We start from the raw sequence: 24,788 nt of genomic DNA, 5'->3' as shown, positions 1-24,788 counted from the left end.
TGGGGCGGAGGCCGAATTATCAAGCGCGCGTCGCGCTCAGCCCTTCAGCGTCTGTTCCAGCACGTGCAGCTCGTGGTTGAGCTGCGCGTCCTTGCTGCGCTCGTCGGCGATCTTGCGCACCGCGTGCAGCACGGTGGTGTGATCGCGCCCGCCGAACAGCTCGCCGATTTCCGGCAGGCTCTTCTGCGTGAGTTCCTTCGCGAGATACATCGCGATCTGCCGCGGCCGCGCGATGTTCGCGGGACGCTTCTTCGAGTACATGTCCGCGACCTTGATGTTGTAGAAGTCGGCGACGGTCTTCTGGATGTTCTCGACCGAAATCTGCCGGTTCTGCACGGTCAGCAGGTCCTTCAGCGCTTCCTTGGTCAGCTCGATCGAGATCTCGCGGCCGTGGAACTTCGAATACGCGAGGATCTTGCGCAGCGCGCCTTCGAGTTCGCGCACGTTCGAGCGCAGGTGCTTCGCGACGAAGAACGCGACGTCTTCCGACAGGTTCACGCCTTCCGACTGCGCCTTGCGCATCAGGATCGCGACGCGCATTTCCAGCTCGGGCGGCTCGATCGCGACGGTGAGGCCCGAGTCGAAGCGCGAAATCAGGCGATCGTCGATACCCGAAATCTCCTTCGGATACGTGTCGCTGGTGATGATCACCTGCGCCTTGTTCGCGACCAGCGCCTCGAACGCGTAGAAGAATTCCTCTTGCGTGCGCGACTTGCCGGAGAAGAACTGAATATCGTCGATCAGCAGCAGGTCGAGCGAGTGGTAGTAGCGCTTGAAGTCGTCGAATGCCTTGCGCTGGTACGCCTTCACCACATCCGACACGTATTGCTCGGCGTGGATGTAGCGGATCCGTGCGCCGGCCTTGTCGAGCAGCAGCTGGTTGCCGATCGCGTGGATCAGGTGGGTCTTGCCGAGGCCGACGCCGCCGTACAGGAACAGCGGGTTGTACGAGATGCCGGGGTTGTCCGCGACCTGGATCGCGGCGGCGCGTGCGAGCTGGTTCGCCTTACCGGTCACGAAGTTGTCGAACGTGAGCACGGGGTTCAGCTTCGAACGCTCGTACATCGAATCGGCTTCACCGCCGGCGGCGGGCGCGGCACCGGGGCCCGGGCGCCATGTGCGGCGGCCGGCAGCCGCTTCGTGCGCGGGCAGGCTCGGCAGGTCGATGTCGGCGTCGTCGGCGTTCAGGTGGTGCGCGGCGGCGGCCGACGGCGTCATCGGCACGTCGGCCGGTGCGCTGGGCGCAGTGCCGGCATTCGCGGCCAGGTTGGCGGCGATCGCAGCCACCGTCGCGGCGGGGCCGCTCGGTGCCAGCGGCGCGCGCGGGGCGGCCGGTGCCGCACCGGTGGGGGTGCTGCGCATGCCTGCCTTGGGATCGAGGACGAACTGGACTTCGATCGGCGCGCTCCAGAATTCGCGGGCCAGATCGGAGATCCGTCCCGAAAACTGGCTCTTGACCCAGTCCAGCTTGAAGCGGTTCGGCGCGGCGATGGACAGCGTGTTCGCCGACGCATCGAAGGCCACCGGGGCCAAGGGTTTGATCCACGTCACGTACTGCTGGGGCGTCAGCTCGCGCTCCAGCAGTGCGGAACAGTGTTGCCAGAAATCGTTCATCAAGTAACTGTCGTTTTTTGCATGCACAGCGCGGCTCGCCGGCGCCCTTGTCGCGGTGGCGCAACAAGGCCCGAAGCGGTCGTGCGAGCGTGCCTCGGACGCCTGCGTCACAGTCTTGGAGGGGCAGGCGCGAGCCGAAGCGGCGTGCGGGATTCTTGGAGATAAGGCGAGATTCTACCGCCAAACGCGGCCACAGCGTGAGTTATCCACAGGCCGGTTGTGTGGGGCGCGGGGCCGGATCGCTCGGGGTCGGCACAGGCGATCGACTCCTAAAGTATTGACCGTCAACGGAAAAACGGTTTAAATAGCGGGTTCCGCGAAAACCAATCCTGTATTCCCGGCGATTGCGTTCGCCCGAATGCCTCCGGTTAAGGGCACGCGGTCCCCTGAATTTCGACATTCTCGAACAAGTGAGAACATCATGAAACGTACTTACCAACCGTCCGTGACGCGCCGCAAGCGCACCCATGGCTTCCGTGTCCGCATGAAGACGGCAGGTGGCCGCAAGGTCATCAACGCTCGCCGCGCGAAGGGCCGCAAGCGCCTCGCCATCTAAGGCAGGTTGCGCGCTGTGTCCGCCGTCCGCAGTCCTGCGGAAGGTGCCGTCGAGCCGGGTGCGAATCCGTCGCAGACGAAAGCCGCCTTCCCGAAAGCTGCGCGACTTCTGAAAACGGATGAATTTTCATCCGTTTTTCGTTTGCGTCCCTGGCGGCGCTCCGCGCACTTCGTGATTTACGGCAAGCCGACCGGTCAGCCCGCGCGTCTGGGGCTCGTCGTCGGCAAGAAGTATGCGCCGCGTGCGGTGACCCGCAACCTCGTGAAGCGGCTGGCGCGCGATCAGTTTCGCCTGCGCCGGGCCGAATTCGCCGGTTACGACCTGCTGCTGCGGCAGCACACGCGCTTCGACAAGAAAGCGCTGCCGAGCGCGGCTTCCGCCCCGCTCGCGGCGATGTGCGCGGCCGAGATTCGCGAACTGCTCGACAGGGCAGTCCGGGAGATCGCCCGCCGTGCGTCGAAGCCCGCGTCCGAGTGACGCATCCGTGCCCGGTGCGGCGTTCGCGCCTGCCCGGCCGGTTTTGACGCGGCGCCGAACGGCGTCGCCCAAGGTATGGAAACGGTATTGATCGCCTTGCTGCGCTTCTACAAGGTTGCCGTGAGCCCGATGCTCGGCAACCGTTGCCGTTTTTATCCTTCCTGTTCGGATTACGCGCGCGAGGCAATCCAGTATCATGGCGCCGCGCGCGGCACGTATCTCGCCGTCAGGCGCGTGTGCCGATGCCATCCGTTTTCCGCGGGCGGCATCGACCTCGTCCCGCCGCCCAACTCCGACACTCGCGCTCGCGGCGAAGCCGACGCGCGGTCCCATCGACTCTGAGACAACGCATGGATATCAAACGCACCGTCCTATGGGTGATCTTCTTCATGTCAGCTGTCATGCTGTACGACAACTGGCAGCGGGACCATGGACGCCCGTCGATGTTCTTCCCGAGTGCCACGCAGACGGCCCCCGCGGCCGCTGCCGGCGGTGCATCGGGCACGGGCGCGACGACGACGACCGCAGGTGAAGTGCCTGCCGCCGCAGCCGGCGCCGCACCGTCGACGACGGCACCGGCCGCCCAGGCGCAGCTCGTGAAGTTCTCGACCGACGTGTATGACGGCGAAATCGACACGCGCGGCGGCACGCTCGCGAAGCTGACGCTGAAGAAGCAGGGCGACGGCAAGCAGCCCGACCTGTACATCACGCTGTTCGACCACACGGCCGGCCACACGTATCTCGCACGCTCGGGCCTGCTCGGCGGCGATTTCCCGAACCACAACGACGTCTACACGCAGCTGAACCCGGGCACGACGTCGCTGACGGGTGACCAGAACGCGCTGAAGCTGTCGTTCGAATCGCCGGTGAAGGGCGGCGTGAAGGTCGTGAAGACCTACACGTTCACGCGCGGCAGCTACGTGATCGGCGTCGACACCAAGATCGACAACGTCGGCACGGCACCGGTCACGCCGACGGTCTATATGGAACTGGTGCGCGACAACACGGCCGTCGAAACGCCGATGTTCTCGCACACGTTCCTTGGGCCGGCGGTCTACACGGATGCGAAGCACTTCCAGAAGATCGACTTCAGCGACCTCGACAAGAACAAGGCGAACTTCGAGAAGTCTGCCGACAACGGCTGGGTCGCGATGGTGCAGCACTACTTCGCGTCGGCCTGGATTCCGCAGCAGGGCGTGAAGCGCGACATCTACGCTGAAAAGATCGATCCGGCGCTGTACCGCGTCGGCGTGAAGCAGCCGGTTGCCGCGATTGCGCCGGGCCAGTCGGCCGACGTGCAGGCCCGCCTGTTCGCCGGTCCGGAAGAAGAGCGCATGCTCGAAGGCATCGCGCCGGGCCTGGAACTCGTGAAGGACTACGGCTGGGTGACGATCATCGCGAAGCCGCTGTTCTGGCTGCTCGAGAAGATTCACGGCTACATCGGCAACTGGGGCTGGTCGATCGTGCTGCTGACGATCCTGATCAAGGCCGTGTTCTTCCCGCTGTCGGCGGCGAGCTACAAGTCGATGGCGCGCATGAAGGAAATCACGCCGCGCATGCAGGCGCTGCGCGAACGCTTCAAGAGCGATCCGCAGAAGATGAACGCCGCGCTGATGGAGCTGTACAAGACCGAGAAGGTCAATCCGTTCGGCGGCTGCCTGCCGGTCGTGATCCAGATCCCGGTGTTCATCTCGCTGTACTGGGTGCTGCTCGCGTCGGTCGAAATGCGTGGCGCGCCGTGGGTGCTGTGGATTCACGACCTGTCGCAACGCGATCCGTTCTTCATCCTGCCGGTGCTGATGGCTGTCTCGATGTACGTGCAGACGAGCCTGAACCCGACGCCGCCGGACCCGGTCCAGGCGAAGATGATGAAGTTCATGCCGATCGCGTTCTCGGTGATGTTCTTCTTCTTCCCGGCCGGCCTCGTGCTGTACTACGTCGTGAACAACGTGCTGTCGATCGCACAGCAGTACTACATCACGCGCAAGCTCGGCGGGGCCAAGAAGAAACCGGCCTGACGCCCGTGGCACACGCGGGGCGGCGCGTTCGCCCCGCGATGCACGAAAAAAAGCCGCATGGTTCGCCCATGCGGCTTTTTGCTTTGTGCGGGTCCGGTAGCGGGGGTTCAGCCCTTCTTTGCTTCACCCGAGTCGCCGTAGAACTGCTCGACCAGTTCCTGTACGAGGTAGCGGTGGTGCGGCGACAGCGCTTCGATCTTCGACGCGAGTTCGATCGTCTCGGGCGTCGGCGGATAGCGCTCGTCGCGCGGCAGCGGTTGCGGCGTCGGGTGTTCGATCACGCTCGGCGACGGGCCGTAATGCAGCCAGTGGACTTCGACGCGCAGCCATTCGGCGAGCGTGACGAGTTTGTCCGACGTCGGGATCGTGCGGCCCGTCAGCCACTTGTGCGCGGTTTGCGGCGAAACGGGCTGTGCTCCGCGGTGACGCAGATTGAATCGGTTCGCCAGCTCAGTCGCACCGGTGACCTTCTCCGGGCTGCGCCGCAGGGCGAATTTCAGGCGTTCCGAGAACGCGGCTTTTTCTTCGGATGTCGGCATGGGGGAGATTGTGCAATTCCACCGTCGTGTCCCAGACAACCATTTGAGCTAAACATAGCTCGTTCAGACGAATCCCGGTCTTGATCGGGGTGGGTGGTGGAATTGAGGGCCGCAGCGTTAGGCCGCTCCAGCAGGCATACTCGTCCGAAACGGTGGCTGCGACATGGCGCCGGGCTGATACCCGGCTTATCCCCGGCGGGATAAATTCGAGCGTGTCCGAATCCTGCGCGGCGGCCGGTGACGTGTGTGCCGGCACGCTACAATGCCGGCGTTCCGATTCCCGAAGTGTTGCGCGGGCGCACCATATTCGCTGATTACCCGATTCATCCCATCTATCCGATTCCCATGCTCGCTACCGATTCCGATCCGATCGTCGCCATTGCCACTGCTGCCGGCCGGGGTGGCATCGGGGTCGTCCGCGTGTCGTTCGGGCGCGGCGGCGAGGCGGCCGCGTTGCCGCTGATCGACGCGTTGTGCGGGCAGAAGCTCGCCCCGCGCCACGCGAGCTACGTGCCGTTCCTCGACGAGCACGGCGCGCCGCTCGACCGCGGGATCGCGCTGTACTTCCCGGCGCCGCATTCGTACACCGGCGAGCATGTGCTCGAGCTGCAGGGGCACGGCGGGCCGATCGTGATGCAGCTGCTGCTGCAGCGCTGCCTCGATGCGGGGCGCGGTTTCGGGCTGCGGCTCGCGGAGCCCGGCGAATTCACGCGGCGTGCGTTCCTGAACGACAAGCTCGACCTCGCGCAGGCCGAGGCCGTTGCCGACCTGATCGAGGCGAGCACCGAAGCCGCCGCGCGTTCGGCCGGGCGTTCGCTCGACGGCGCGTTCTCGCGGCAGATCCATGCGCTCGTCGACGACGTGATCACGCTGCGGATGCTGGTCGAGGCGACGCTCGATTTTCCGGAAGAGGAGATCGATTTCCTGGAAGCGGCCGACGCGCGCGGCAAGCTCGCGAAGATCCGCGCGCAGCTCGTGCACGTGCTGGGTGATGCGCGGCAGGGAGCGCTGCTGCGCGAAGGGCTGTCGGTCGTGCTGGCGGGGCAGCCGAACGTCGGCAAGTCGTCGTTGCTGAATGCGCTGGCTGGCGCGGAGCTGGCGATCGTCACGCCGATCGCAGGCACGACGCGCGACAAGGTCGCGCAGACGATCCAGGTCGAAGGGATCCCGCTGCACATCATCGACACGGCCGGGTTGCGCGAGACGGAGGACGAGGTCGAGCGCATCGGCATTGCGCGCACGTGGAGCGAGATCGAGCGGGCGGATGTCGTGCTGCATCTGCTGGATTCGCGCACGGGAATGACGGCGGATGACGAGACGATCGCGGCGCGGTTTCCCGGCGGCGTGCCGGTGGTGCGTGTGCTGAACAAGACGGACTTGACCGGTGTGCCGGCGTGCGTCGAGCATCCGGCGGCGGAAGGTGATCTGACCGAGGTGCATCTGTCGGCGAAGCGCGGCGACGGGATCGACATGCTGCGCGCGGAGTTGCTGCGGATTGCTGGGTGGCAGGCCGGGGCGGAAGGGGTGTATCTCGCGCGCGAGCGGCATCTGATTGCGCTGCGGGCCGCGCAGGAGCATCTGGCGCAGGCGGCGGATCATGCGGAGCAGAGGGCGCAGTCGCTCGATTTGTTTGCCGAAGAGCTTCGACTCGCGCAGGAACAGCTCAATGCGATTACCGGGGAATTCACTTCGGACGATCTGCTGGGGGTTATTTTCAGCAGGTTTTGTATCGGGAAATAAAGGGCCGTATTATTTTTAAAAATAAAACACCTGAGAGGCGACGCCCTTGTGCCGATCATGAAGCGTGCTCGCGTGTGCCGATGATAAAAATATACGGTTTATGACATTTTCCGATGCAATCGACTGATTGCCTATTTGTCGTCATCCTTCATGAGACAAAAATCAATATCTTGGGTTGCGTGTCAGCCGCTCGATGTGCTCGGCATGCTTTGACTGGCAATACGCGCCGGGCGGCGACGGCGAAGATGACTTTTCGACGATGCAGATTGTTCTCAATGTATTTGTCCGATGATGCGGAATATGTATCAATTTAGGGTATCGATTTATTTGGATATCCGGCGCAGATTGGACAAATCCCGTGGCGGCTCTTGCGATATTGAATCGATGCTGTAATCCTCAAATGACGCCATTCGTGTCGGAGTGGCGGGAGTGCTCAACTTTGACGAGTTCTATTTTGAGGAAAGCATGTTCGATCACAACCACTACGTTCCAGTATTGAAATGGCGTCAAGGGGAATATCTTGCGCTGTCCAGATTGACGGCGACCGTCATGGATTGGGTGACACCGTTGTTCGAGGTGCCGACGGAGGCGTGGGACTTTGAAGCTGAAGCACCAGCCAAGAGCCTCGACGAGCACTTGAGCAAGTTTGGCACGCGACTCAAGCAAAAATGGGACACGCGACGGTGTTTTGTCGATTCTCCCTTTATCGACGGCGACGCATGTGTCGAGAGCGGCACACATCATCTTGCCCATATCTTCGATCTGGCGCGAGCCGCCGGAGCCATGCCGGCTCCGGTGTTTGGATTGGGGCGTTCCGAAGCTTACGTGGCCGCCGTCAGGGCGATTGTCGAGCGCGATGGACGGGGAGCCTGCCTTCGACTGACGCCGGACGACTTCGGTATTTCGATGTGTGCGGAGGTGAATGCGTTGCTGGACGGAATCGGAATAGGAGAAGACGCGTGCGATCTCGTACTCGATTGCGCGGCCGACATCGCAACCAGCCCGAAGATGCAGGCATTGGTGTGGAAGGGGTTGCTCGACCAACTGCCCAAGCTCGAAGATTGGCGATCCGTCACGATTGCCGGGACGTCGTTCCCGCAGACCTTGCCGTCGGCGTCGTATCGACCGTCCGGCCTGATCAAGCGTCATGACTGGCTTGGCTACAAAGCACTTGTCGGAATGCTGCCTGCCGGCACACGCGTGCCGACTTTCGGCGACTACGCCGTGGCGCATCCGGAGACCGAACTCATCGATCCACGCATGCTCGATCCGACTGCAAAGGTGAAGTACACCATCGACGATAAGTGGTTCATCGCGATGGGCGTGCAGGTCAAGAAACATGGGCGCGCACAGTACGCGGACATTTGCCGGAGCATCGTGTCCGCCAGCCCTCCGATTTTCATGGGAGGCGCTTACTCACACGGCGATCAATTCATCGAGCACTGCGCGAGCGGCACGGGAAGTACCGGCGGCGCATCAACCTGGCCGATGGTCGGGAGCAACCATCATGTCACGAAGGTGGTGAGGGATGTCGCCACCTTGTTCGGCGCTTCAACGCTTCCCTGACCTGCGCGCGGAGCGACGACGGAGAAAGGTGTTGCGTGAGCAGCGTATACAGCGCTTGTCTGCTGCCGCGCAGCGCCTTCTTGTCGGTTTCAAGGGCTTCCAGAATGGCCAGCGCTTCGTCACGCCACAGAAGGTGGGCGACATGGAAGGGAGAGATGTCGGGGTTCATTGACGCGGCGCGCTCGGTCTCGACGTGAACCGCTCCGCGCGGGCCGACATGCGACACCTTGATGCCCCACCACGGTGGAAGCAGGTTCGTCGCTTCGACGAAGTGCCGTTCGCTCACGACGAGCGTCGCCTTGTCGAGCGCGCGCGAGTAGGCGTCGATCTGCAGCGGGAGACGGTGCAGTGTATCGGTATCGCTTTTGAGCTCATACCCGTGAATGACGCCATTGATCACCGCGATGTCGACCCTGCATGCGCCGTGCTCGAGCCCCAGCTCTTCTACGACGAGCACGTTGGGATTCGACAGCGGCTGTGCAAGGACCTTTTTCATGACAGCGGTTCGAACGTCGCGATCGCGTGTCGCGATACGAGGCGTTGGATTGCCGGTTGAAAATTTCGCCACGATGGAGGCCCTTGAATCGATATGCAGCGGGGCATGTTAACACGGGCAGGGGGGGCCTTTGTTGTCGCTGTCATCAGGCCGATCCTGCGTCGGTATCAAGCCTGATGACGAAATGGGGATGCCCGTCGATGCGAGGCCGGACGTTCAATCCCAATGACGATGATGGTGGTAATACCCATCCCCGTAATACCCGCCACCATCTGGCACCACGATACAGCCGCTCAACAGCACGGCGACACCGGCAATCAGCAAAAGGGTCTTCTTCATCGCGTTCACCTGCATGGGTTCAATATGAAACCCAGCATAGCGAGCGGCTCCGGCCCAGGCTGTAAGCGATCGTTTCCCTGCTTCGCAATCCGTAACGGCGGATTATTCCGGTCACAATGACCGTAACAAATCCCCGAAGAATCCCTGAAACCGCAGACGTTTTCAGGCGGTGACGACTCTGTTTCGCCCCGTATCCTTCGCACGATACAGCGCGGCATCGGCGGCTTCGATCAATGCATCGGGCGTCGACAGATCGTCGGCCGACACGGTCGCGCAGCCGACGCTCACGCTCACGCGTCCGGCGGGTGCGGTCGGCATCGCGAGATCGAGCCGCAGCACCGCTTCGCGCGCTTCCTCGGCGACCAGCCGCGCCCCACGCGCCCCCGTGTTCGGCAGCACGATCGCGAACTCCTCGCCGCCGTAACGCGCGACCATGTCCGCCGGCCGCCGCACCGCGCCAGCCAGCGCATTCGCGACCGCGATCAGGCACGCGTCGCCCTTCACGTGGCCGAACGCGTCGTTGTACGCCTTGAAGCGGTCGACGTCGACCATCAGCAGCGACAGCGGTTCGCCTTGCCGTCGCGCCTGCAGGAACAGCGTGTGGAAATGATCGTTGAAATGCATGCGGTTGAAGGCGCCCGTCAGGCCGTCGCGTGCGGACGAACGGATCAGCGTCGCGTGCGCCTCGAACAGCCGCTGGTACAGCATCGTCACTTCCCACGCGAGCACGCACACGAGCACGCCGGGCGTGAACATGCTGAACACGCGCGCGAGATACCAGCCGACCGTGAAGCGATGGGTGCTCATCAGGTTCAGCGTCGTGTCGGTGAGGCACGCGAGTACCGCGATCGCGAGCCACAGGTCGAGCGTCGTACGCAGCCGGCCGGTGGCCAGCACGGCCACGAGCGCCAGCGCATTGAGCAGCCACACGATCAGCGCGACGGCGTTGACGGGCAGCACGGCCGCGTCGCCCGGCGGATGAAACGCGGGCGGCAGCGACACGTTCAGTGCAAACAGGCACAGTAGCCCGGCGACGACAGCCGGCCCGCCGATCAGCGCGACCGTCCACCTGCGTGTCTGCTGCGCGCCGATCGGGGCGCGCGCCAGCCGCTCGCGCGCGAGCAGCGCGACCATCACGAAACCGGGGAAGCCGGCATGCCAGAAGATCCACATCCACGCGGCGCTTTGCGGTTGCGCGCCGAACAGCCCGTGCGGCGCGAACACGCCTGGAAAGGTGAGCAGCTGCAATGCGACGGCGAGTGCGGTGAACGCGTAGGCGCCGCCGAGCGCGCCGAGCACCGGCTGGCGCGTCACGGTGAACTGCGCGCCGAGAAAGAACGCCGCGATGCTCGCGGTGGTGAACACGGTGAGCGCGCACATCGGCATGAACGGCTCGACGGCCGGCAGCTCGACGTTAGTGTGCGGCGCGGCGATCCCGAGCGCGAGCACGATGACGAGCGCCGTCAGGGCGCCGAACCAGAGCTGACGGCGTGTCGTGTGCTGGATCAGGATGCCTTCCATGGAGTTCCCCGGGCACGTAGGCGGAAACACCCGGTCTTGCGCCGGGCGACAGGCAACCGGCCGCTGCGCGACCGGTGCGGCCTGATCCTATCGCGTTATGGGTGCGCGCTCAAACCCCGAGGCCGGGACCGAAGTTACCGGCGACCCACTGGGTGACGGCGTTGACGTCCGCGTAGTCCTGTTCGGGCAGGCCGTCGAGCATCGACAGCACCTCGTTGCTGGCGCCGGCGTCGCGCGCGGCATCGACGATCGCATCCTTGTTGGCCGGGTAGCGGACGGCCGCCAGCACGTCGGCGATCTGCAGGTCGATCGTTTCGCTGGGAATGTCGTGCGGAGGTTGGGCGGGCAGGTCGTTCACGGCGGCGTCTCGCGGGGTGAGCGGATCAAGTGGGAATCGGATCGAGGCGAAATTCGAGGGCTTGACAGGGCACGTCACGCATTCACATGCCAGGGCGGCCGGGCCGGCACGCCTCGCGGATGAACGGCAATCGACTCAATGCCCGCGTCGCACGCGGCGCCACGGATGCTTCCAGTCGATGTGCGGTGCGTTTTCGTCGCGCGGATGCTGGCGCCGATGTTCCTGCCAAAGTTCGTCGGAAAACAGCGCCGCGACGATCACGAGCGGCAGCACGAGGAATATTCCGAGTATGACTTGCTCGAACACGATAGCCTCCTTGCGGTGGCAGGAACCCTTGCTCCCATTCTAGGCTCTGAACTTCGCCCGCGTTCAACTTCTTACAGTGCGAAACAGGCCCGGATGCGGCCTTGCCGCACGTGCGCCGGCATCAAAAAGGACATGAACATGCAACTCCAGAACGATACCAACACGCTCGCATTGCGGCCGCTTGAGCGCCAGGACCTGCGCTTCGTCCACGAGCTGAACAACGACGCCAAGATCATGCGCTACTGGTTCGAGGAGCCGTACGAAACCTTCTCGGAACTGTCACAACTGTACGACCGCCACGTGCACGACCAGCGCGAGCGCCGTTTCGTCGCGGTCGATGCGCAAGACGAACTGGTCGGCCTCGTCGAGCTGATCGAGCTCGACTACATCCATCGACGCGGCGAGTTCCAGATCATCATCGCGCCGCAACGCCAGGGGCGCGGCTATGCGGGCCAGGCGACGCGTCTTGCGATCGAATATGCGTTCAAGGTGCTGAACATGCGCAAGCTGTACCTGATCGTCGATACGTCGAATGCGGCGGCGATTCACGTGTACGAGAAATGCGGATTCCAGCACGAGGCCGAATTGAAGGAAGAATTTTTCGGAAACGGCGCGTATCACAACGCTTATCGCATGTGCATTTTTCAGCGCGATTATTTCGAACGCCAGCAAGCTACCCAGAATAAGGCAGGGTAAACACGCTGGCGAAAGGCGCTTGCGGCGGGCTTTCGCGGGCGCTGAAACCATGGGGCGAAGTACGGATAAATACGGATGCGCTTATACCTGGCATTTTTCTTGTATCAGGTAAATGCGATTCCGCGTTGCGGTAAAGTCGAATCGTTTCGGATGACTTTATGTGCAGCGCATCAAAATGATCCGGATAGCGAAATGGATTATCCAAACCGTTCAATCGCCGCATTGTAACTTTGATGAAAGTCTTGCTGAGTAACGCTTTCCGTCCGGCGGCGCGAGCCTGTGCGTCGGGCAGTGCGCGTCGGCATGTCTGCGCGGGGTGAGAAAAACAGGCTGCGCACGGGGTGCGACAATCCGCCGCTATTGCGGTCGCACAACAAATGTGCTTGCTATCGCTTGCCGGTCTTCTAAAGTGAAAAACGCGGGTTCACGATCACCTTTAAACACATAGCTAACCCAAGCCTGGTGCCCGCAAGCCTGGAGACAGAACATGATGAAACGTACCGGTATCCTTTTTGCCCTCGTCGGCGCATTTTGCGCGGTGTCGATTGCCCAAGCCGGCGGCGATTCGGCCGTCAAGCCGAAGCAGGAAATCCAGTTGACGAAGAACGCATGGGGCTGCCTGTCGAAAGACAATCTGGACTCCGTACTGAGTCACGAACGTGACGGCAAGTCGCAGGCGAAGCAGCAATACTTCGACGATTACCGGTGCCTGTCGGTGCCGGAAGGCCAGCGCTTCCGCGTGGTGTCGGTCGACCAGGGCGACGTGCAGTTCGTCAGCGCCGACAACAGCGACCAGCAGGGTCTCTGGACCGATTCGCGCTTCGTCAAGCAGTAACCGTCCATTCACCGCGCCGTCACACGACGCGCGAGCGCGCCGGCCCGATGAGCCGGCGGCGCGAACCGAACACGGCCCGGCCCACGCCGGGCCGTTGCGCTGTGGGTGGCGCATGACACGCGCCGCACGGCCCGCATTCGGTATCATCACGGCCCGACCGAACCGAATGCCCGCCCGGGCCGACTCCGCATGGCGCTGAAATCCACGATCTACAAAGCCGAACTGCAAATCGCCGACATGGATCGGCATTACTACGCCGATCACGCGCTGACGGTGGCGCGCCATCCGTCCGAAACCGACGACCGGATGATGGTGCGCATCGTCGCGTTCGCGCTGTTCGCGCACGAGCGGCTCGAATTCTGCAAGGGGCTGTCGGACGTCGACGAGCCCGATCTGTGGCAGAAAGACCTGACCGGCGCGATCGACGTCTGGATCGAAGCCGGCCAGCCCGACGAGCGGCGCATCTCGAAGGCGGCCGGCCGTGCCGGGCAGGTCACGGTGATCGCATATGGCGGCAAGACGTCGGATATCTGGTGGCAGGGCGTGCGCAGCAAGGTCGAGCGGCTGCGCAACGTGCAGGTGCTGTCGCTGAACGACGGTGTCGCGGCCGCGCTCGGGAAACTCGCGGAGCGCACGATGCGCCTGCAATGCACGGTGCAGGACGGCGCCGCGTGGATCTCGAGCGCCGACCACGATCCGGTGGCGGTCGAGTGGACGGTGCTGAAGGCGCGCGCGGACGCGTGACGGCCCGCGTGCCGGCCGCGTTCAGCCGATCGCGGCCGGCGGCCCCTTGAATTCGAGCATGTTGCCTTCGGGGTCGAACAGGTAGATCGACGGCCCGTAGCCGCCGGCGCCGTAGCGCTCCGCAGGCGCGCCCGGCCGCGCGCCATGCGCGGCGAAATGGGCGGTCAACGCGTCGGGATCGAACGGCTCGACGCGCAGGCACAGGTGATCGAGATTGCGTCCCGTGCCGGGCGGGCCGCTGTCGGGACGGTCGATCGGGCCGCCGACCGTCAGCAGGTCGATCAGCGCGTCGCCGGCGCGCAGTTGCACGAGGCCCAGATCGGGCTGTTCCTTCTCCACATGGCAGCCGACGGCGTCGCAGTAAAAACGCGTCATCGCGGCCATGTCGGTCACGCGTAGCACGATGTGATCGATCGCGCGGATGGTCGGTTTCATGGGCAAGGCTCTCCTTCGCAGTCCACGAGCATCGAGTGTAGACGCATCGCGCCTGCGCCGCCGGCCGGAACGCGGCACAATCGACGGACGAAAAAAAGCCCGTTCACGCAGAGCGGAACGGGCTTAATCCATATCAGGAGGAGACATGGAGGAGACAGTTCCAACTATACACACGGCGATGGTGCGACGCAATATTCCGAATGCAAAAAAACGTCAGGACGGCGATTTGTCGCATCCGCACTGCAGCAAAATGGTGACGGGACAATGACGAAAACCGCGCCGGAACAGCCGGCGCGCGCGTTTTGTCGGATTTATTTTCAGTTGATGCGACCCGATTATCCGGAGCGAATCACAGAGCAAGATTCAGGGCGCGACGGCACGTGCCGATGTCTAGAGTAGGCACCATCTACACTAGAGAGTGCGAGGTTCAGATGAAAACCGCCTATCCGACCGATGATGCCCGCTGGGGCGCCGTCACCGAGCGCGATCCGCATGCGGACGGCGCGTTCTTCTACGCCGTGAGCACGACCGGCGTGTTCTGCCGCCCGACCTGCGCGTCGCGGCTGCCGCGTCGCGAAAATGTGTCCTTCTTCGCCGATACGGCCGCTGCGCGTGCGGCCGGCTTCCGGCCCTGCAAGCGTTGCCAGCCGGAGGGGCTGCCGCGCGAGCTCGAGATCGTCAACCGCGCGTGCGCGGTGCTCGACGCGCATGCCGAACGGCTCACGCTGCAGCAGTTGAGCGATGCCGTGCACGTGAGCCCGTTTCACCTTCAGCGGCTCTTCAAGCGCGTGGTCGGCGTGTCACCGCGGCAGTACCAGGCCGCGCAGCGCGGCGCGGCGCTGCGGCAGGCGCTGCAAAGCGGGCAGCCGGTCACGCAGGCGGCCGTCGACGCGGGCTTCAACTCCCCGTCGCGGCTTTATGCGTCGGTGCCGCGCGAGCTCGGGATGGCGCCGTCGGCGTTTCGCCGGCAGGGCGCGGGGTTGCGGATCGACTATGCGACCGCATCGACGTCACTCGGCACCGTGCTCGTCGCCGCGACCGAGCAGGGCATCTGCCGGATCGCGTTCGGCGACGAGCCGGCCGCGCTCGTCGGCGAGTTGAAGGATGCGTTCGCGCGTGCCGAGCTGGTCGAAGCGTCGGCACGGCTCGCGCCGTTCGTCACGCAGATCCGCGCGTATCTGGATGGCACACGGCACGCGTTCGACCTGCCGCTCGACATCGCGCCGACCGCATTCCAGCAGCGCGTGTGGGAGGCGCTGACGCATATTCCGTACGGCGAAACGCGCAGCTACTCGGAGATCGCCGAGGCGCTCGGTGCGCCGCGCGCGGTGCGCGCTGTTGCATCCGCGTGCGCATCGAACCCGGTCGCGCTCGCGATCCCGTGCCACCGCGTCGTACAGAAGGGCGGCGCGCTTTCCGGGTATCGTTGGGGCGTGCGCCGCAAGGCGACGCTGCTCGCATCCGAAGCGCGTCATGTGCACGACGATCAAACCGAATCCGTTGCGGAGGGCAGCGCAGTTTGAGCATCGCAAAAACAACCATCACCTCCATCGTGAACGGCGGCCATGTGCCGCCGTCCGCGCAAATGGAACTGCGCTTCAATGCGCCTTACGACTGGGCGCGCGTGCTGCGCTTCTTCAGCGGGCGCGCGATTCCGGGTGTCGAGCAGGTGGCGGACGGTGTGTATCGCCGCATCGTCGACCTGCACGGCGATGCCGGCCGGCTCACGGTCGCGAAACATCCGCGCAAGCATTGCCTGGTCGCGACGGTCGAAGGCGCGGTCGCGCGCCATGTCGATGATGCGTTCGCCATGCGCGTCGCGACGATGTTCGATCTCGGCGCCGATCCGGCCGCCATCGGCAACGGGCTCGCGCGCGATCCGTGGTTTGCACCGCTCGTCGAGGCCGCGCCGGGGCTGCGTGTGCCGGGCGCATGGTCGGGGTTCGAGCTGGCCGTGCGCGCGATCGTCGGCCAGCAGGTGAGCGTGAAGGCCGCGACGACGATCGTCGGCCGGCTCGTCGAACGGGCCGGCGAACGAGTGGTTCAGGAGGACGACGGCATGCCCGCGTGGCGTTTCCCGACGCCCGATGCGCTGGCCGCGTGCGATCTCGACAAGATCGGGATGCCCGGCAAGCGGGTGGCGGCACTGACGGGCGTGGCGCGCGCGGTGGCGGCCGGCGACGTGCCGGTCGATCGCGAGCACGCCGATCTCGCGACGCTGCGCAGTGCGTGGCTCGATCTGCCCGGCATCGGCCCGTGGACCGTCGAATACATCGCGATGCGCGCATGGCGCGATCCGGACGCGTGGCCGGCCTCCGATCTTGTGCTGATGCAGTCGATCGCCGCACGCGATCCGGCGCTCGACCGGCTCGCGACCCAGAAGCACCGCACCGAAGGCTGGCGGCCGTGGCGCGCGTACGCGGCGCTGCATTTGTGGAATGAGGTGGCCGACCGGGCGGGCGGCGCGCGCGGCGGGTGATCGCTGTGGCCCGCGGCCGGGTGCGACCTGGCGAGGCCGCGATGCAACCCGTTGCGCAGGTCATGCCGACCTGCGTAGGCTAACCACCGGACACCGGACACCGGACACCGGACACCGGACACCGGACACCGGACACCGGACACCGGACACCGGACACCGGACACCGGACACCGCACCGGCCGTCACGGCAATTCAGCGCATCCGTCGTCGGCCGGATGCCGTACGCGCGATGCCCACTCACCCCGCTTTCCGCGATCGGTTCAGCGGCAGGGTTGCACCTGCCGCCACCCGTTCGCGCATCACGTTCCGTCCGACGAATTCGCATAACCGGCGTGCCCGTTGCCGCCGCATGGAACCGGTCGCAGATGCGGCGACCGCCGTGACCGGCCCGCCCGGCGGCCCGCTCCGGCCCGCACACCGTGCCCCGCGCCACCTCAAGCGCGTGTTTCGGCGAGATGTTAAAGTGCCCGCTACCAACGAAGCGACCAACAATCCAGCCGGCCGCGCGCGGCGTTCTGCGCGCGGCCGTCACGCACTTGCGTCTCCATGTCGAACACCATGACTCACCGCCAGTCCGAACTGCTGCTGAATCGCCTCGACGCGCTGAGCTCGGGCCCGACGCGGCAGCATCTGCCCGACGGCCTGCGCGGCATCGAAAAGGAAAGCCTGCGCGTGACGCGCGACGGGATGATCGCGTTCACGCCGCATCCGCGCGCGCTCGGTTCGGCGCTCACGCATCCGGCGCTGACGACCGACTATTCCGAGGCGCTGATCGAGCTGATCACGCCCGCGGAAGGCGACGCCGCGATCACGCTCGAGCGTCTCGACGATCTGCATCGCTACGTCTATGCGTCGCTCGGCGACGAGATGCTGTGGAACGACTCGATGCCCGGCCTGCTGCCGGCCGATGACCAGATCCCGATCGCTAACTACGGCACGTCGAACATCGGCCGTCTGAAGACGGTGTACCGGCGCGGTCTCGCGTATCGCTACGGCCGCACGATGCAGTGCATCGCCGGCATCCACTACAACTACTCGCTGCACGAGGAAGTGTGGCGGCGCCTGCACGCGGAAGAGGGCTCGACGGCCACGCTCGTCGATTACCAGTCGGAGCGCTATCTCGCGCAGATCCGCAACTTCCGCCGCCGCAGCTGGCTGTTGATGTACCTGTTCGGCGCGTCGCCCGCGCTCGACACGAAGTTCCTGCGCGGCAAGCCGCACAAGCTCGACACGTTCGATGCCGATACGCTGTACCTGCCGTATGCAACGAGCCTGCGGATGAGCGATCTCGGCTACTCGAACACGACTGCCCAGGCCGCGCTGCACGTCGACTACAACACGCTGCCCGGCTATCTCGACGCGCTGTCGAAGGCCGTGAGCGAGCCGTATCCGGCGTATGAGGCGATCGGCACGCATCGCGACGGCGAGTGGATCCAGATCAACACGAACGTGCTGCAGATCGAGAACGAGTTCTACTCGACGATCCGGCCGAAGCGCGTCACGTATTCGGGCGAGCGGCCGCTGCATGCGCTCGCGTCGCGCGGCGTGCAGTACATCGAGGTGCGCTGTCTCGACATCGATCCGTTCGAGCCGACCGGCATCGCACTGGAAACCGCGCGCTTCATCGACGCGTTCCTGCTCGCGTGCGCGCTCGACGAGAGCCCGGCGCTCGACTGCCCCGCGTACAAGGAAGCGAACGCGAACTTCGGCAGCGTGACGATGGAAGGGCGCAAGCCGGGGCTCACGCTGCAGCGCGACGGCCAGCCGGTCACGCTGCAGGCATGGGCGGACGACCTGATGGCCGATATCGAAACCGCCGGTCGTCGTCTCGACGAGATCCGCGGCGGCGACGAGCATGTGCGCGCAATCGCCGCGCAACGCGAGAAGCTCGCCGATCCGGAGCGCACGCCGTCCGCGCGCGTGCTGCGCACGATGCGTGAACGCGGCCAGTCGTTCCTCGGGTTCGCGCTGGCGCAGAGCGAAGCGCATGCCGCGCATTTCCGTGCGCGTCCGCCGTCGGCGGAGACGCTGCGCACCGAGCAGGCGCTCGCCGCGAAATCGCTGGCCGAGCAGGCCGAGCTCGAAGCGAAGGAGGCCGGATCGTTCGACGCGTTCGTCGCCGCCTATCGCGCTTATACGCTGAACCGCTTCAGCGTGTGATGTCTGCGCACGTGCATCGCGTCGGTCGGCGCGGTGCGCGATGCGTCTCTCCGTCGCTGGTCACGGCGCACCGTTGTGCGCGCGGTCCGGTCGAATCTGCCGTCAGTGATGCGCGTAGGTGCCGCGGTCGATCGCGTGCGGCAGCGCCGGTTTGCCCGATTCCACGTTTGCCCCGCCTTCGCTGCCGTAGCCGGTGTCCTCGCCGCGTGCCTGTGCGGCACGGCGCATGATCGCCTGCATGTGGTCGGGAAAGTCGGGACTGCTCGCGAGGCTCGTCCGGTAGCCGGCGGCCTGCAACTCCACGAGTTCCTGGCGGACCTGGGCACGCGTCAGCGTCGACGCGGCCTGCGCGTGAGCGGCGAAGGCCGCGCCGATCAGCACCGAGGCGCATGCCGCCCGTTTCATCGTCTTCATCGTGTTCACTCCGTGAGGTTCCGGCGCCGTGCCTGCCGTGGCCGGCGCGGGCGGAATCGATGCGACCAGTCTAGGCTTCGGACGCCAAACGAAACATCCCGCGCGTCGTCAGGCACCTTTGCCGCATGTGCAACATTGCGCGGGGGAGCCGCTCGCGGCGGGCTTTCTGTCGAATACGACAGCGGGTTGCCCGCTGCCGGTCAGCATGCGGCGGCTGGCCCATATCGGGTCGGCACGGATCGGGCTTGTCCCCCTTGTACAAGCGCCGCGCGCCTCCTAACCTCTTTTAAGCGACTGATCGGTTGGCCGTGCAACGTCGTTGCGTGCGCAAGCGCCTGATTGTTGTCGTGACCGCAGGACATCGCCTTGTACCGAACCCGGGGCATCCCGTTGCGAGCTCGGGTCGACTCTGGAGACACGATGAACCCCACCGACGCCCTACCGCCCGGCATCGTCTTCGCACAGCCGTTGACGCCGGTCGCCCACTCGCTGCTGCTGTCCTTCCTCGTCGCCGCGATCCCGATCGCGGTCGCGCTGATCGCGCTCGGCGTGCTGCGCCGCCCCGCTTGGCAGGCGTCGCTCGCCGGGCTCGTCGCGGGCCTCGCGGTCGCGATCGGCGCATGGGGGATGCCGGCGGGGCTCGCGTTCAACGCGGTCGGCGCGGGCATGGCGCTCGCGGTCGTGCCGGTGATGTGGATCGTCTTCAACGCGCTGCTGCTGTATAACATCGCGGTGAAGTCGGGCCGCTTCGACCAGTTCCGGCAGTGGATGCTCGACAACCTGCCCGACGACCGCCGCCTCGTGCTGCTCGTCGTCGCGTTCTCGTTCGGCTGCCTGCTCGAAGGGATCTCGGGGTTCGGCACGCCGGTCGCGATCACGAGCGCCCTCTTGATCGCGCTCGGCTTCCCCGCGCTCGAAGCGCTCACCTACACGCTGCTGTTCAACACGGCGCCGGTTGCGTTCGGCGCACTCGGCGTGCCGATCACCGTGCTCGGCGCGGTCACGTCGCTGCCGCCCGCGACCCTCGCGCAGATGGTCGGCCGCCAGCTGCCGTTCTTCGCGCTGCTGCTGCCGTTCTACGTGGTCGGCGCGTACGGCGGGCTGCGCTCGATCTCGAAGCTGTGGCCCGCGCTGCTCGTGTCGGGCGGCAGCTTCGCGATCGCGCAGTTCGTCACGTCGAACTTCCTCGGCTACCAGCTCACCGACGTGCTGTCGTCGCTCACGTCGCTGATCGTCACGATCGGTTTCCTGCAGCTGTGGAAGCCGCAGCCCGATCCGCAATACGCGCTCGCGCGCAGCGTGCCGGCAACGGCCGGCGCCGCGCGCGCGGGCTTCGGCGGCTGGTTGCCGTGGCTCGTCGTGTCGGTGGTCGTGATCGTATGGGTGCACGCGAACATCGCGGCAATCGGCGACGTGAAGATCAAGTGGCCGGGCCTGCACAACGCGGTGTTCGTGTCGCTGTATCACAAGCCGTATGCGGCGATCTGGGACTTCCAGCCGCTCGGCACGGGCACCGCGATCCTGCTCTCGGCGATCATCACGGCCGCGCTGACACGCACCGGCGTGGGCGATTTCTTCGATTGCGTGGTCAAGACCTGGCGGCAAACGTGGATCGCGATCGTCACGGTGATGATGATCGTCGGGCTCGCGTACCTGCTGAACTACTCGGGGATCAGCTACACGCTCGGCACCGGGGTCGCGTCGACCGGTGCGCTGTTCCCGCTGGTGTCCGCATCGCTCGGCTGGATTGCGGTGTTCCTGTCCGGCAGCGACACGTCGGGCAATGCGCTGTTCGGCAACCTGCAGGTCGTCGCCGCGCGGCAGCTCGGCCTCGATCCGGTGCTGATGGCCGCGACCAACTCGTCGGGCGGCGTGATGGGCAAGATGATCTCGCCGCAGAACATCGCAACGGGGGTATCGACGACGGACCTGAAAGGACAGGAAGGTGTCGTGTTCGCGCGCACCTTCTGGCACAGCGTGATTCTCACGCTGTTGCTCGGTGTGCTGGTGTTCCTGCAGCAGCACGTGCTGACGTGGATGATTCCGGCACTGCCGAAGTGAGGTGAGCGCGACGACAGAAGGAAGGCACGAGGAAAAGCGAGGGAAGGCGCGGGAGAAGCGCCAGTCACGTGCGGAACCGGCGAACGCGCGGCAGTTCAGCGTGCGTTCGCCCGCCGCGCCGTTCGTCCTGCTTCATCCGTCCCGGCAGTGCCGCTGCCGGCCGGCAGGATGCAGGCGAGGAACGCGTCGATCGCGGGGCTCTGGCGGCGCGCCTTCAGGTAGTACACGTATTCGTCGATCGTCGTGTCGACGCCGCGCAGCGCGATCACGCGCAAATCCGGATGCCGTTCGGCCTCGCCGAGCGGAAACAGGCTGCCGCCCACGCCGTGCAGGATCGCTTCGCGAATTGCTTCACGGCTGCCGATCTCGGCCACCGAGACGGCTGCGACACCGGCCGCCTCGAGAATCGTCTCCGTGCAGCGGCGCGTGACCGAGCCTTCCTCGCGAATCAGCAGCCGCACGTCGGCGAGTTGCGCCGGCTCGATCGCGTCGAAGCGCGCGAGCGGATGGTTGCGATGCACGACGAGCACGAGCGGGTCGGTCGAGATCACCTTGCGTTCGAGGCCGTCGGCATCGTTGCGCTGCGACGAGACGGCGAGATCGATGCGGAATTCCTGCAGCGCCTGCAGGATCTCCTCGGAGTTGCCGATCCGGCACGTGAGCGCGATCGACGGATGCGCGCTCGAGAAGCGGCCGACCGCGTCCATGATGTAGTACGGCCCCGTCGCGCCGATCCGCAGGTGGCCTTCGAACAGGCCGCCGACGTTGCGCAGCATGATGTCGGCCTGCGCCTCGAGCGCGATCATCTTCTCGACGAGCGGCAGCAGCTCGATGCCCGTCTCGGTGACTTCGAGCTTGCGGCCGCTGCGGTAGAACAGCTCGACGCCGTACACCTGCTCGACCTGCCGGATCTGCGCGGCGATCGTCGGCTGGCTCACGCCCAGGTGGCGCGCGGCGCGCGTGATGCTGCCCTGCCGGACGGTCGCGTGGAACGCCTTCAGCTGATCGAACACGACTCGGCTTCTCCCCTCTGTATCGCGCGTCAGCGTAGCGCACGCGTATGTCGGCCGGATGAAAGGCGCGTCGTGCGCCGCTTCGAAAAAATTCCTGTGGGTAACCCAAAGAAACCTGCGGTAACCGGTCACGGGCGGGACACGCCGATGCGGGGTAATAACGGCGACGCAAACCGCCGGCCCCGCTCGACTGGCGCCCCCATTTCTACCGACAACAGGGTTCTCTTCATGTCCTCGAACAATCGACGCGATTTCCTGCGCCTCGCCGCGCAGTCGGCCGGCGCGATGGCCGCCTACGCGGGCTTCCCGCCCGCGATCCGCAATGCGCTGGCGATGCCGGCCGCCTATCGCACGGGCACGATCCGCGACGTCGAACACGTCGTGATCTTCATGCAGGAAAACCGTTCGTTCGACCATTATTTCGGCGGGCTGCGCGGCGTGCGCGGCTTCAACGACCCGCGCCCGCACCTGCTGCCGAGCGGTGCACCGGTGTGGCAGCAGCCGCCGGCGTCGGTGTTCACGAAGAACTACCATTCGCGCGGCCTCGATCCGTCGGCGCCGTACGTGCTGCCGTTCTACCTCGATCCGAAGCAGACGACCGAATTCCAGCCGGGCACCAACCACGGCTGGAGCAGCGGCCACCTGTCCTGGAACAACGGCCAGTGGGACCAGTGGGTGAACCAGAAGCAGGACGTGCTGACGATGGGCTACCTGAAGCGCCAGGATCTCACGTACCACTACGCACTGGCCGACGCGTTCACGATCTGTGATTCGTACTTCTGCTCCGCGCACGCCGACACCGCACCGAACCGCATCTACCTGTGGACCGGCACGGTCGACCCGCGCAACATCTACGGCAACCCGCCGAACGGCCCGGGCATCGGCGAGCGCGACGACGTGAACGGCTACACGTGGACGACCTACGCGGAACGCCTCGAGAACGCGAAGATCAGCTGGAAGGTGTACCAGGGCGGCACGGGCATCCCGGGCGACCCGACCGACAACTACACCGACAACTCGCTGATGTTCTTCAAGCGCTTCCAGGTGAAGGAAGGCGCGAGCGGCCCGCTGGTCGACAAGGGCGCGTCGGACCATACGCTCGCCGAGCTGAAGGCCGACGTGCAGGCGAACCGGCTGCCGCAGGTGTCGTGGATCGTGTCGCCGTACAAGTACAGCGAGCACCCGCAGGCGTCGCCGACCGACGGCGCGTTCTACATCAACATGGTGCTCGAGGCGCTCACGTCGAACCCGGAAGTGTGGGCGAAGACGGTGTTCATCCTGAACTACGACGAGAACGACGGGCTGTTCGACCACGTCGTGCCGCCGGTGCCGCCGGTCACGAGCGGCGTGGGCGGCCAGGGCATCGTGTCGTCGAACCTGCTGTCGAATCTCGGCGACGAGCTGCTCGACCTGAACAAGTACCCGGGCGAAATGAGCCCGCTCGTGCCGGGCGCCGACCCGGGCGGCATCCAGCCGATCGGCCTCGGGCCGCGCGTGCCGCTGATCATCATCTCGCCGTGGACGAAGGGCGGCTGGGTGTGCTCGGAGACGTTCGACCATACGTCGGTGCTGCGTTTCCTCGAAGCGCGTTTCGGCGTGAAGGAGCCGAACATCAGCGCATGGCGCCGGTCGATCTGCGGCGACCTGACGTCGGCCTTCGACTTTTCCGCGCGCCCCGACACGCGCACGGTCAGCTTCACGGTGCCGCAGCACATCGCGACGGCCGGCCAGGCGTACCAGGTGCCCGCGCAGCAGTCGATGCCGACGCAGGAGCCCGGCACGCGTCCGGCACGTGCGCTGCCGTACGAGCTGTTCGTGCACAGCCGCGTGAGCGGGCACGACGACAGCGTGTCGCTCGACTTCGCGAACACCGGTGACGCAGGGGCCGCGTTCTACGTGTACGACCGCCGCAACCCGACGACGCCGCCGCGCCGCTATGCGGTGTCCGCGCACGACCGCTTCGTCGACACGTGGAACACGTCAGCCGCGCGCGGCGACTACCATCTCGCGGCCTACGGCCCGAACGGCTATCTGTGCGAGTTCCAGGGCAACACGCGGCTCGCGGCGGACGGCCGCCACGCGAACCCCGAAGCGCGGATCGGCTACGACGTGCGCAACCGCCACGTGTACCTGCAACTGCGCAACAGCGGGCGCGCGACGTGCCGCGTGACGGTCGACAACGCATACAGCCACAAGCATGCGCGGACCTACACGCTGGAGCCGGGCGAGCGCATCGAGGATCACTTCGAGCTGTCGTCGAGCCACGGCTGGTACGATCTGACGATCACCGCGACGACGCTGCGCGGCGGCGACGACAAGGTCGTGCGCCGCTTCGCGGGCCACGTCGAGACGGGGCGGCCGAGCCAAAGCGATCCGGGGCCGGTGAAGCACCCGACGGCCTGACGGCTGCCGCGCGTCGCG

24 protein-coding genes are annotated in these 24,788 nt (G+C 65.5%); 14 read left to right on the top strand and 10 right to left on the bottom strand.

Annotation, left to right across the window (positions count from 1 at the left end):
• Window positions 1-36: 36 nt before the first annotated feature.
• Entirely contained in the window at window positions 37-1,614 is a 1,578-nt protein-coding gene (gene dnaA / locus CFB40_RS17415; RefSeq protein ID WP_218829599.1) for a chromosomal replication initiator protein DnaA, read from the bottom strand.
• Between the two features lie 421 nt (window positions 1,615-2,035).
• On the opposite strand from dnaA, the gene rpmH reads away from it, so the two are divergent.
• From rpmH to yidC, 4 genes are all read left to right on the top strand, one after another.
• Complete coding sequence (gene rpmH, locus CFB40_RS17410) at window positions 2,036-2,170, top strand: 50S ribosomal protein L34 (protein ID WP_004198824.1); 135 nt, start codon at window positions 2,036-2,038, stop codon at window positions 2,168-2,170.
• 15 nt (window positions 2,171-2,185) lie between these two features.
• Window positions 2,186-2,647, top strand: coding sequence for a ribonuclease P protein component (rnpA, locus tag CFB40_RS17405; RefSeq protein ID WP_039364627.1), 462 nt, complete (start codon window positions 2,186-2,188; stop codon window positions 2,645-2,647).
• 75 nt (window positions 2,648-2,722) lie between these two features.
• Window positions 2,723-2,989 (top strand): membrane protein insertion efficiency factor YidD, encoded by a 267-nt coding sequence (gene yidD / locus CFB40_RS17400; protein WP_006750110.1) that lies wholly within the window; start codon window positions 2,723-2,725, stop codon window positions 2,987-2,989.
• Between the two features lie 8 nt (window positions 2,990-2,997).
• Entirely contained in the window at window positions 2,998-4,665 is a 1,668-nt protein-coding gene (yidC, locus tag CFB40_RS17395) for a membrane protein insertase YidC (protein ID WP_089426623.1), read from the top strand.
• 107 nt (window positions 4,666-4,772) lie between these two features.
• Here the strand turns inward: yidC and CFB40_RS17390 are convergent, their stop codons facing one another.
• Window positions 4,773-5,204 carry a helix-turn-helix domain-containing protein gene (locus tag CFB40_RS17390; protein WP_089426622.1) on the bottom strand — a complete coding sequence of 144 codons (432 nt, stop codon included), beginning with the start codon at window positions 5,202-5,204 and terminating at the stop codon, window positions 4,773-4,775.
• Between the two features lie 345 nt (window positions 5,205-5,549).
• Between CFB40_RS17390 and mnmE the strand changes: the two genes are divergently transcribed.
• Both mnmE and CFB40_RS17380 read left to right on the top strand, forming a co-directional pair.
• On the top strand, window positions 5,550-6,944 hold the full coding sequence (mnmE, locus tag CFB40_RS17385; RefSeq protein ID WP_089431905.1) for a tRNA uridine-5-carboxymethylaminomethyl(34) synthesis GTPase MnmE: 1,395 nt from the start codon (window positions 5,550-5,552) through the stop codon (window positions 6,942-6,944).
• Between the two features lie 429 nt (window positions 6,945-7,373).
• Window positions 7,374-8,510, top strand: a complete 1,137-nt coding sequence (locus CFB40_RS17380) for a beta family protein (protein WP_256976790.1) — start codon at window positions 7,374-7,376, stop codon at window positions 8,508-8,510.
• Here the strand turns inward: CFB40_RS17380 and CFB40_RS17375 are convergent.
• The 5 genes from CFB40_RS17375 to CFB40_RS38675 form a co-directional block, all read right to left on the bottom strand.
• Window positions 8,455-9,006 carry a sce7726 family protein gene (locus CFB40_RS17375; RefSeq protein WP_089431866.1) on the bottom strand — a complete coding sequence of 184 codons (552 nt, stop codon included), beginning with the start codon at window positions 9,004-9,006 and terminating at the stop codon, window positions 8,455-8,457. The genes CFB40_RS17380 and CFB40_RS17375 overlap by 56 nt on opposite strands.
• A gap of 216 nt (window positions 9,007-9,222) precedes the next feature.
• Window positions 9,223-9,345: a hypothetical protein gene (locus CFB40_RS39095; RefSeq protein WP_256976788.1), complete on the bottom strand. Its 123-nt coding sequence runs from the start codon at window positions 9,343-9,345 to the stop codon at window positions 9,223-9,225.
• 162 nt (window positions 9,346-9,507) lie between these two features.
• Window positions 9,508-10,866: a GGDEF domain-containing protein gene (locus CFB40_RS17370; RefSeq protein WP_089431865.1), complete on the bottom strand. Its 1,359-nt coding sequence runs from the start codon at window positions 10,864-10,866 to the stop codon at window positions 9,508-9,510.
• Window positions 10,867-10,975: 109 nt separating this feature from the next.
• Window positions 10,976-11,224 (bottom strand): DUF2795 domain-containing protein, encoded by a 249-nt coding sequence (locus CFB40_RS17365; RefSeq protein WP_089426620.1) that lies wholly within the window; start codon window positions 11,222-11,224, stop codon window positions 10,976-10,978.
• A 135-nt stretch (window positions 11,225-11,359) separates the two neighbouring features.
• Window positions 11,360-11,530, bottom strand: coding sequence for a hypothetical protein (locus CFB40_RS38675; protein ID WP_039364617.1), 171 nt, complete (start codon window positions 11,528-11,530; stop codon window positions 11,360-11,362).
• A gap of 138 nt (window positions 11,531-11,668) precedes the next feature.
• Here CFB40_RS38675 and speG point away from each other — a divergent pair, with 138 nt between their 5' ends.
• The 3 genes from speG to CFB40_RS17350 all read left to right on the top strand — a co-directional run bounded on the left by speG (window position 11,669) and on the right by CFB40_RS17350 (window position 13,805).
• A complete protein-coding gene (gene speG, locus CFB40_RS17360) occupies window positions 11,669-12,226 on the top strand; it encodes a spermidine N1-acetyltransferase (protein ID WP_089426678.1) in 558 nt (185 codons plus the stop codon).
• Window positions 12,227-12,713: 487 nt separating this feature from the next.
• Entirely contained in the window at window positions 12,714-13,061 is a 348-nt protein-coding gene (gene sap1 / locus CFB40_RS17355; RefSeq protein WP_011353606.1) for a surface attachment protein Sap1, read from the top strand.
• A gap of 189 nt (window positions 13,062-13,250) precedes the next feature.
• Window positions 13,251-13,805: a YaeQ family protein gene (locus CFB40_RS17350; protein WP_039364653.1), complete on the top strand. Its 555-nt coding sequence runs from the start codon at window positions 13,251-13,253 to the stop codon at window positions 13,803-13,805.
• Window positions 13,806-13,826: 21 nt separating this feature from the next.
• Here the strand turns inward: CFB40_RS17350 and CFB40_RS17345 are convergent, their stop codons facing one another.
• Window positions 13,827-14,240: a VOC family protein gene (locus CFB40_RS17345; RefSeq protein WP_089431864.1), complete on the bottom strand. Its 414-nt coding sequence runs from the start codon at window positions 14,238-14,240 to the stop codon at window positions 13,827-13,829.
• 431 nt (window positions 14,241-14,671) lie between these two features.
• On the opposite strand from CFB40_RS17345, the gene ada reads away from it, so the two are divergent.
• From ada to gshA, 3 genes are all read left to right on the top strand, one after another.
• Window positions 14,672-15,763, top strand: coding sequence for a bifunctional DNA-binding transcriptional regulator/O6-methylguanine-DNA methyltransferase Ada (ada, locus tag CFB40_RS17335; RefSeq protein WP_046544148.1), 1,092 nt, complete (start codon window positions 14,672-14,674; stop codon window positions 15,761-15,763).
• Complete coding sequence (locus tag CFB40_RS17330) at window positions 15,760-16,719, top strand: DNA-3-methyladenine glycosylase family protein (protein WP_089431863.1); 960 nt, start codon at window positions 15,760-15,762, stop codon at window positions 16,717-16,719. The genes ada and CFB40_RS17330 overlap by 4 nt, the downstream gene beginning before the upstream one ends.
• A gap of 546 nt (window positions 16,720-17,265) precedes the next feature.
• Entirely contained in the window at window positions 17,266-18,879 is a 1,614-nt protein-coding gene (gene gshA, locus CFB40_RS17320; protein ID WP_179255282.1) for a glutamate--cysteine ligase, read from the top strand.
• Between the two features lie 102 nt (window positions 18,880-18,981).
• Here the strand turns inward: gshA and CFB40_RS17315 are convergent, their stop codons facing one another.
• A complete protein-coding gene (locus tag CFB40_RS17315) occupies window positions 18,982-19,293 on the bottom strand; it encodes a DUF4148 domain-containing protein (RefSeq protein WP_089431903.1) in 312 nt (103 codons plus the stop codon).
• A 420-nt stretch (window positions 19,294-19,713) separates the two neighbouring features.
• On the opposite strand from CFB40_RS17315, the gene CFB40_RS17305 reads away from it, so the two are divergent.
• The gene (locus CFB40_RS17305; protein WP_089431860.1) at window positions 19,714-21,354 is read left to right on the top strand and encodes an L-lactate permease; all 1,641 of its coding nucleotides are present in this window, start codon (window positions 19,714-19,716) and stop codon (window positions 21,352-21,354) included.
• Between the two features lie 95 nt (window positions 21,355-21,449).
• On the opposite strand, the gene CFB40_RS17300 is transcribed toward CFB40_RS17305, so the two are convergent.
• Complete coding sequence (locus tag CFB40_RS17300; RefSeq protein ID WP_089426614.1) at window positions 21,450-22,367, bottom strand: LysR family transcriptional regulator; 918 nt, start codon at window positions 22,365-22,367, stop codon at window positions 21,450-21,452.
• Between the two features lie 228 nt (window positions 22,368-22,595).
• Between CFB40_RS17300 and CFB40_RS17295 the strand changes: the two genes are divergently transcribed.
• A complete protein-coding gene (locus tag CFB40_RS17295) occupies window positions 22,596-24,770 on the top strand; it encodes a phosphocholine-specific phospholipase C (protein ID WP_089431859.1) in 2,175 nt (724 codons plus the stop codon).
• The last annotated feature ends 18 nt before the right edge of the window (window positions 24,771-24,788 follow it).

This window comes from Burkholderia sp. AU31652 (assembly GCF_002223155.1).
Lineage (GTDB): Bacteria > Pseudomonadota > Gammaproteobacteria > Burkholderiales > Burkholderiaceae > Burkholderia.
This window is presented reverse-complemented; position numbering and strand designations above follow the sequence as displayed.

Coding starts and splice junctions, on each gene's coding strand:
- rpmH (WP_004198824.1), top strand. CDS start 2,036: ATGAAACGTACTTACCAACCGTCCGTGACGCGCCGCAAGCGCACCCAT.
- CFB40_RS17370 (WP_089431865.1), bottom strand. CDS start 10,866: ATGGAAGGCATCCTGATCCAGCACACGACACGCCGTCAGCTCTGGTTC.
- CFB40_RS17345 (WP_089431864.1), bottom strand. CDS start 14,240: ATGAAACCGACCATCCGCGCGATCGATCACATCGTGCTACGCGTGACC.
- dnaA (WP_218829599.1), bottom strand. CDS start 1,614: ATGAACGATTTCTGGCAACACTGTTCCGCACTGCTGGAGCGCGAGCTG.
- ada (WP_046544148.1), top strand. CDS start 14,672: ATGAAAACCGCCTATCCGACCGATGATGCCCGCTGGGGCGCCGTCACC.
- yidD (WP_006750110.1), top strand. CDS start 2,723: ATGGAAACGGTATTGATCGCCTTGCTGCGCTTCTACAAGGTTGCCGTG.
- yidC (WP_089426623.1), top strand. CDS start 2,998: ATGGATATCAAACGCACCGTCCTATGGGTGATCTTCTTCATGTCAGCT.
- CFB40_RS17375 (WP_089431866.1), bottom strand. CDS start 9,006: ATGAAAAAGGTCCTTGCACAGCCGCTGTCGAATCCCAACGTGCTCGTC.
- CFB40_RS17315 (WP_089431903.1), bottom strand. CDS start 19,293: ATGAAGACGATGAAACGGGCGGCATGCGCCTCGGTGCTGATCGGCGCG.
- CFB40_RS17305 (WP_089431860.1), top strand. CDS start 19,714: ATGAACCCCACCGACGCCCTACCGCCCGGCATCGTCTTCGCACAGCCG.
- CFB40_RS17350 (WP_039364653.1), top strand. CDS start 13,251: ATGGCGCTGAAATCCACGATCTACAAAGCCGAACTGCAAATCGCCGAC.
- speG (WP_089426678.1), top strand. CDS start 11,669: ATGCAACTCCAGAACGATACCAACACGCTCGCATTGCGGCCGCTTGAG.
- mnmE (WP_089431905.1), top strand. CDS start 5,550: ATGCTCGCTACCGATTCCGATCCGATCGTCGCCATTGCCACTGCTGCC.
- CFB40_RS17390 (WP_089426622.1), bottom strand. CDS start 5,204: ATGCCGACATCCGAAGAAAAAGCCGCGTTCTCGGAACGCCTGAAATTC.
- sap1 (WP_011353606.1), top strand. CDS start 12,714: ATGATGAAACGTACCGGTATCCTTTTTGCCCTCGTCGGCGCATTTTGC.
- CFB40_RS39095 (WP_256976788.1), bottom strand. CDS start 9,345: ATGAAGAAGACCCTTTTGCTGATTGCCGGTGTCGCCGTGCTGTTGAGC.
- gshA (WP_179255282.1), top strand. CDS start 17,266: ATGTCGAACACCATGACTCACCGCCAGTCCGAACTGCTGCTGAATCGC.
- CFB40_RS17295 (WP_089431859.1), top strand. CDS start 22,596: ATGTCCTCGAACAATCGACGCGATTTCCTGCGCCTCGCCGCGCAGTCG.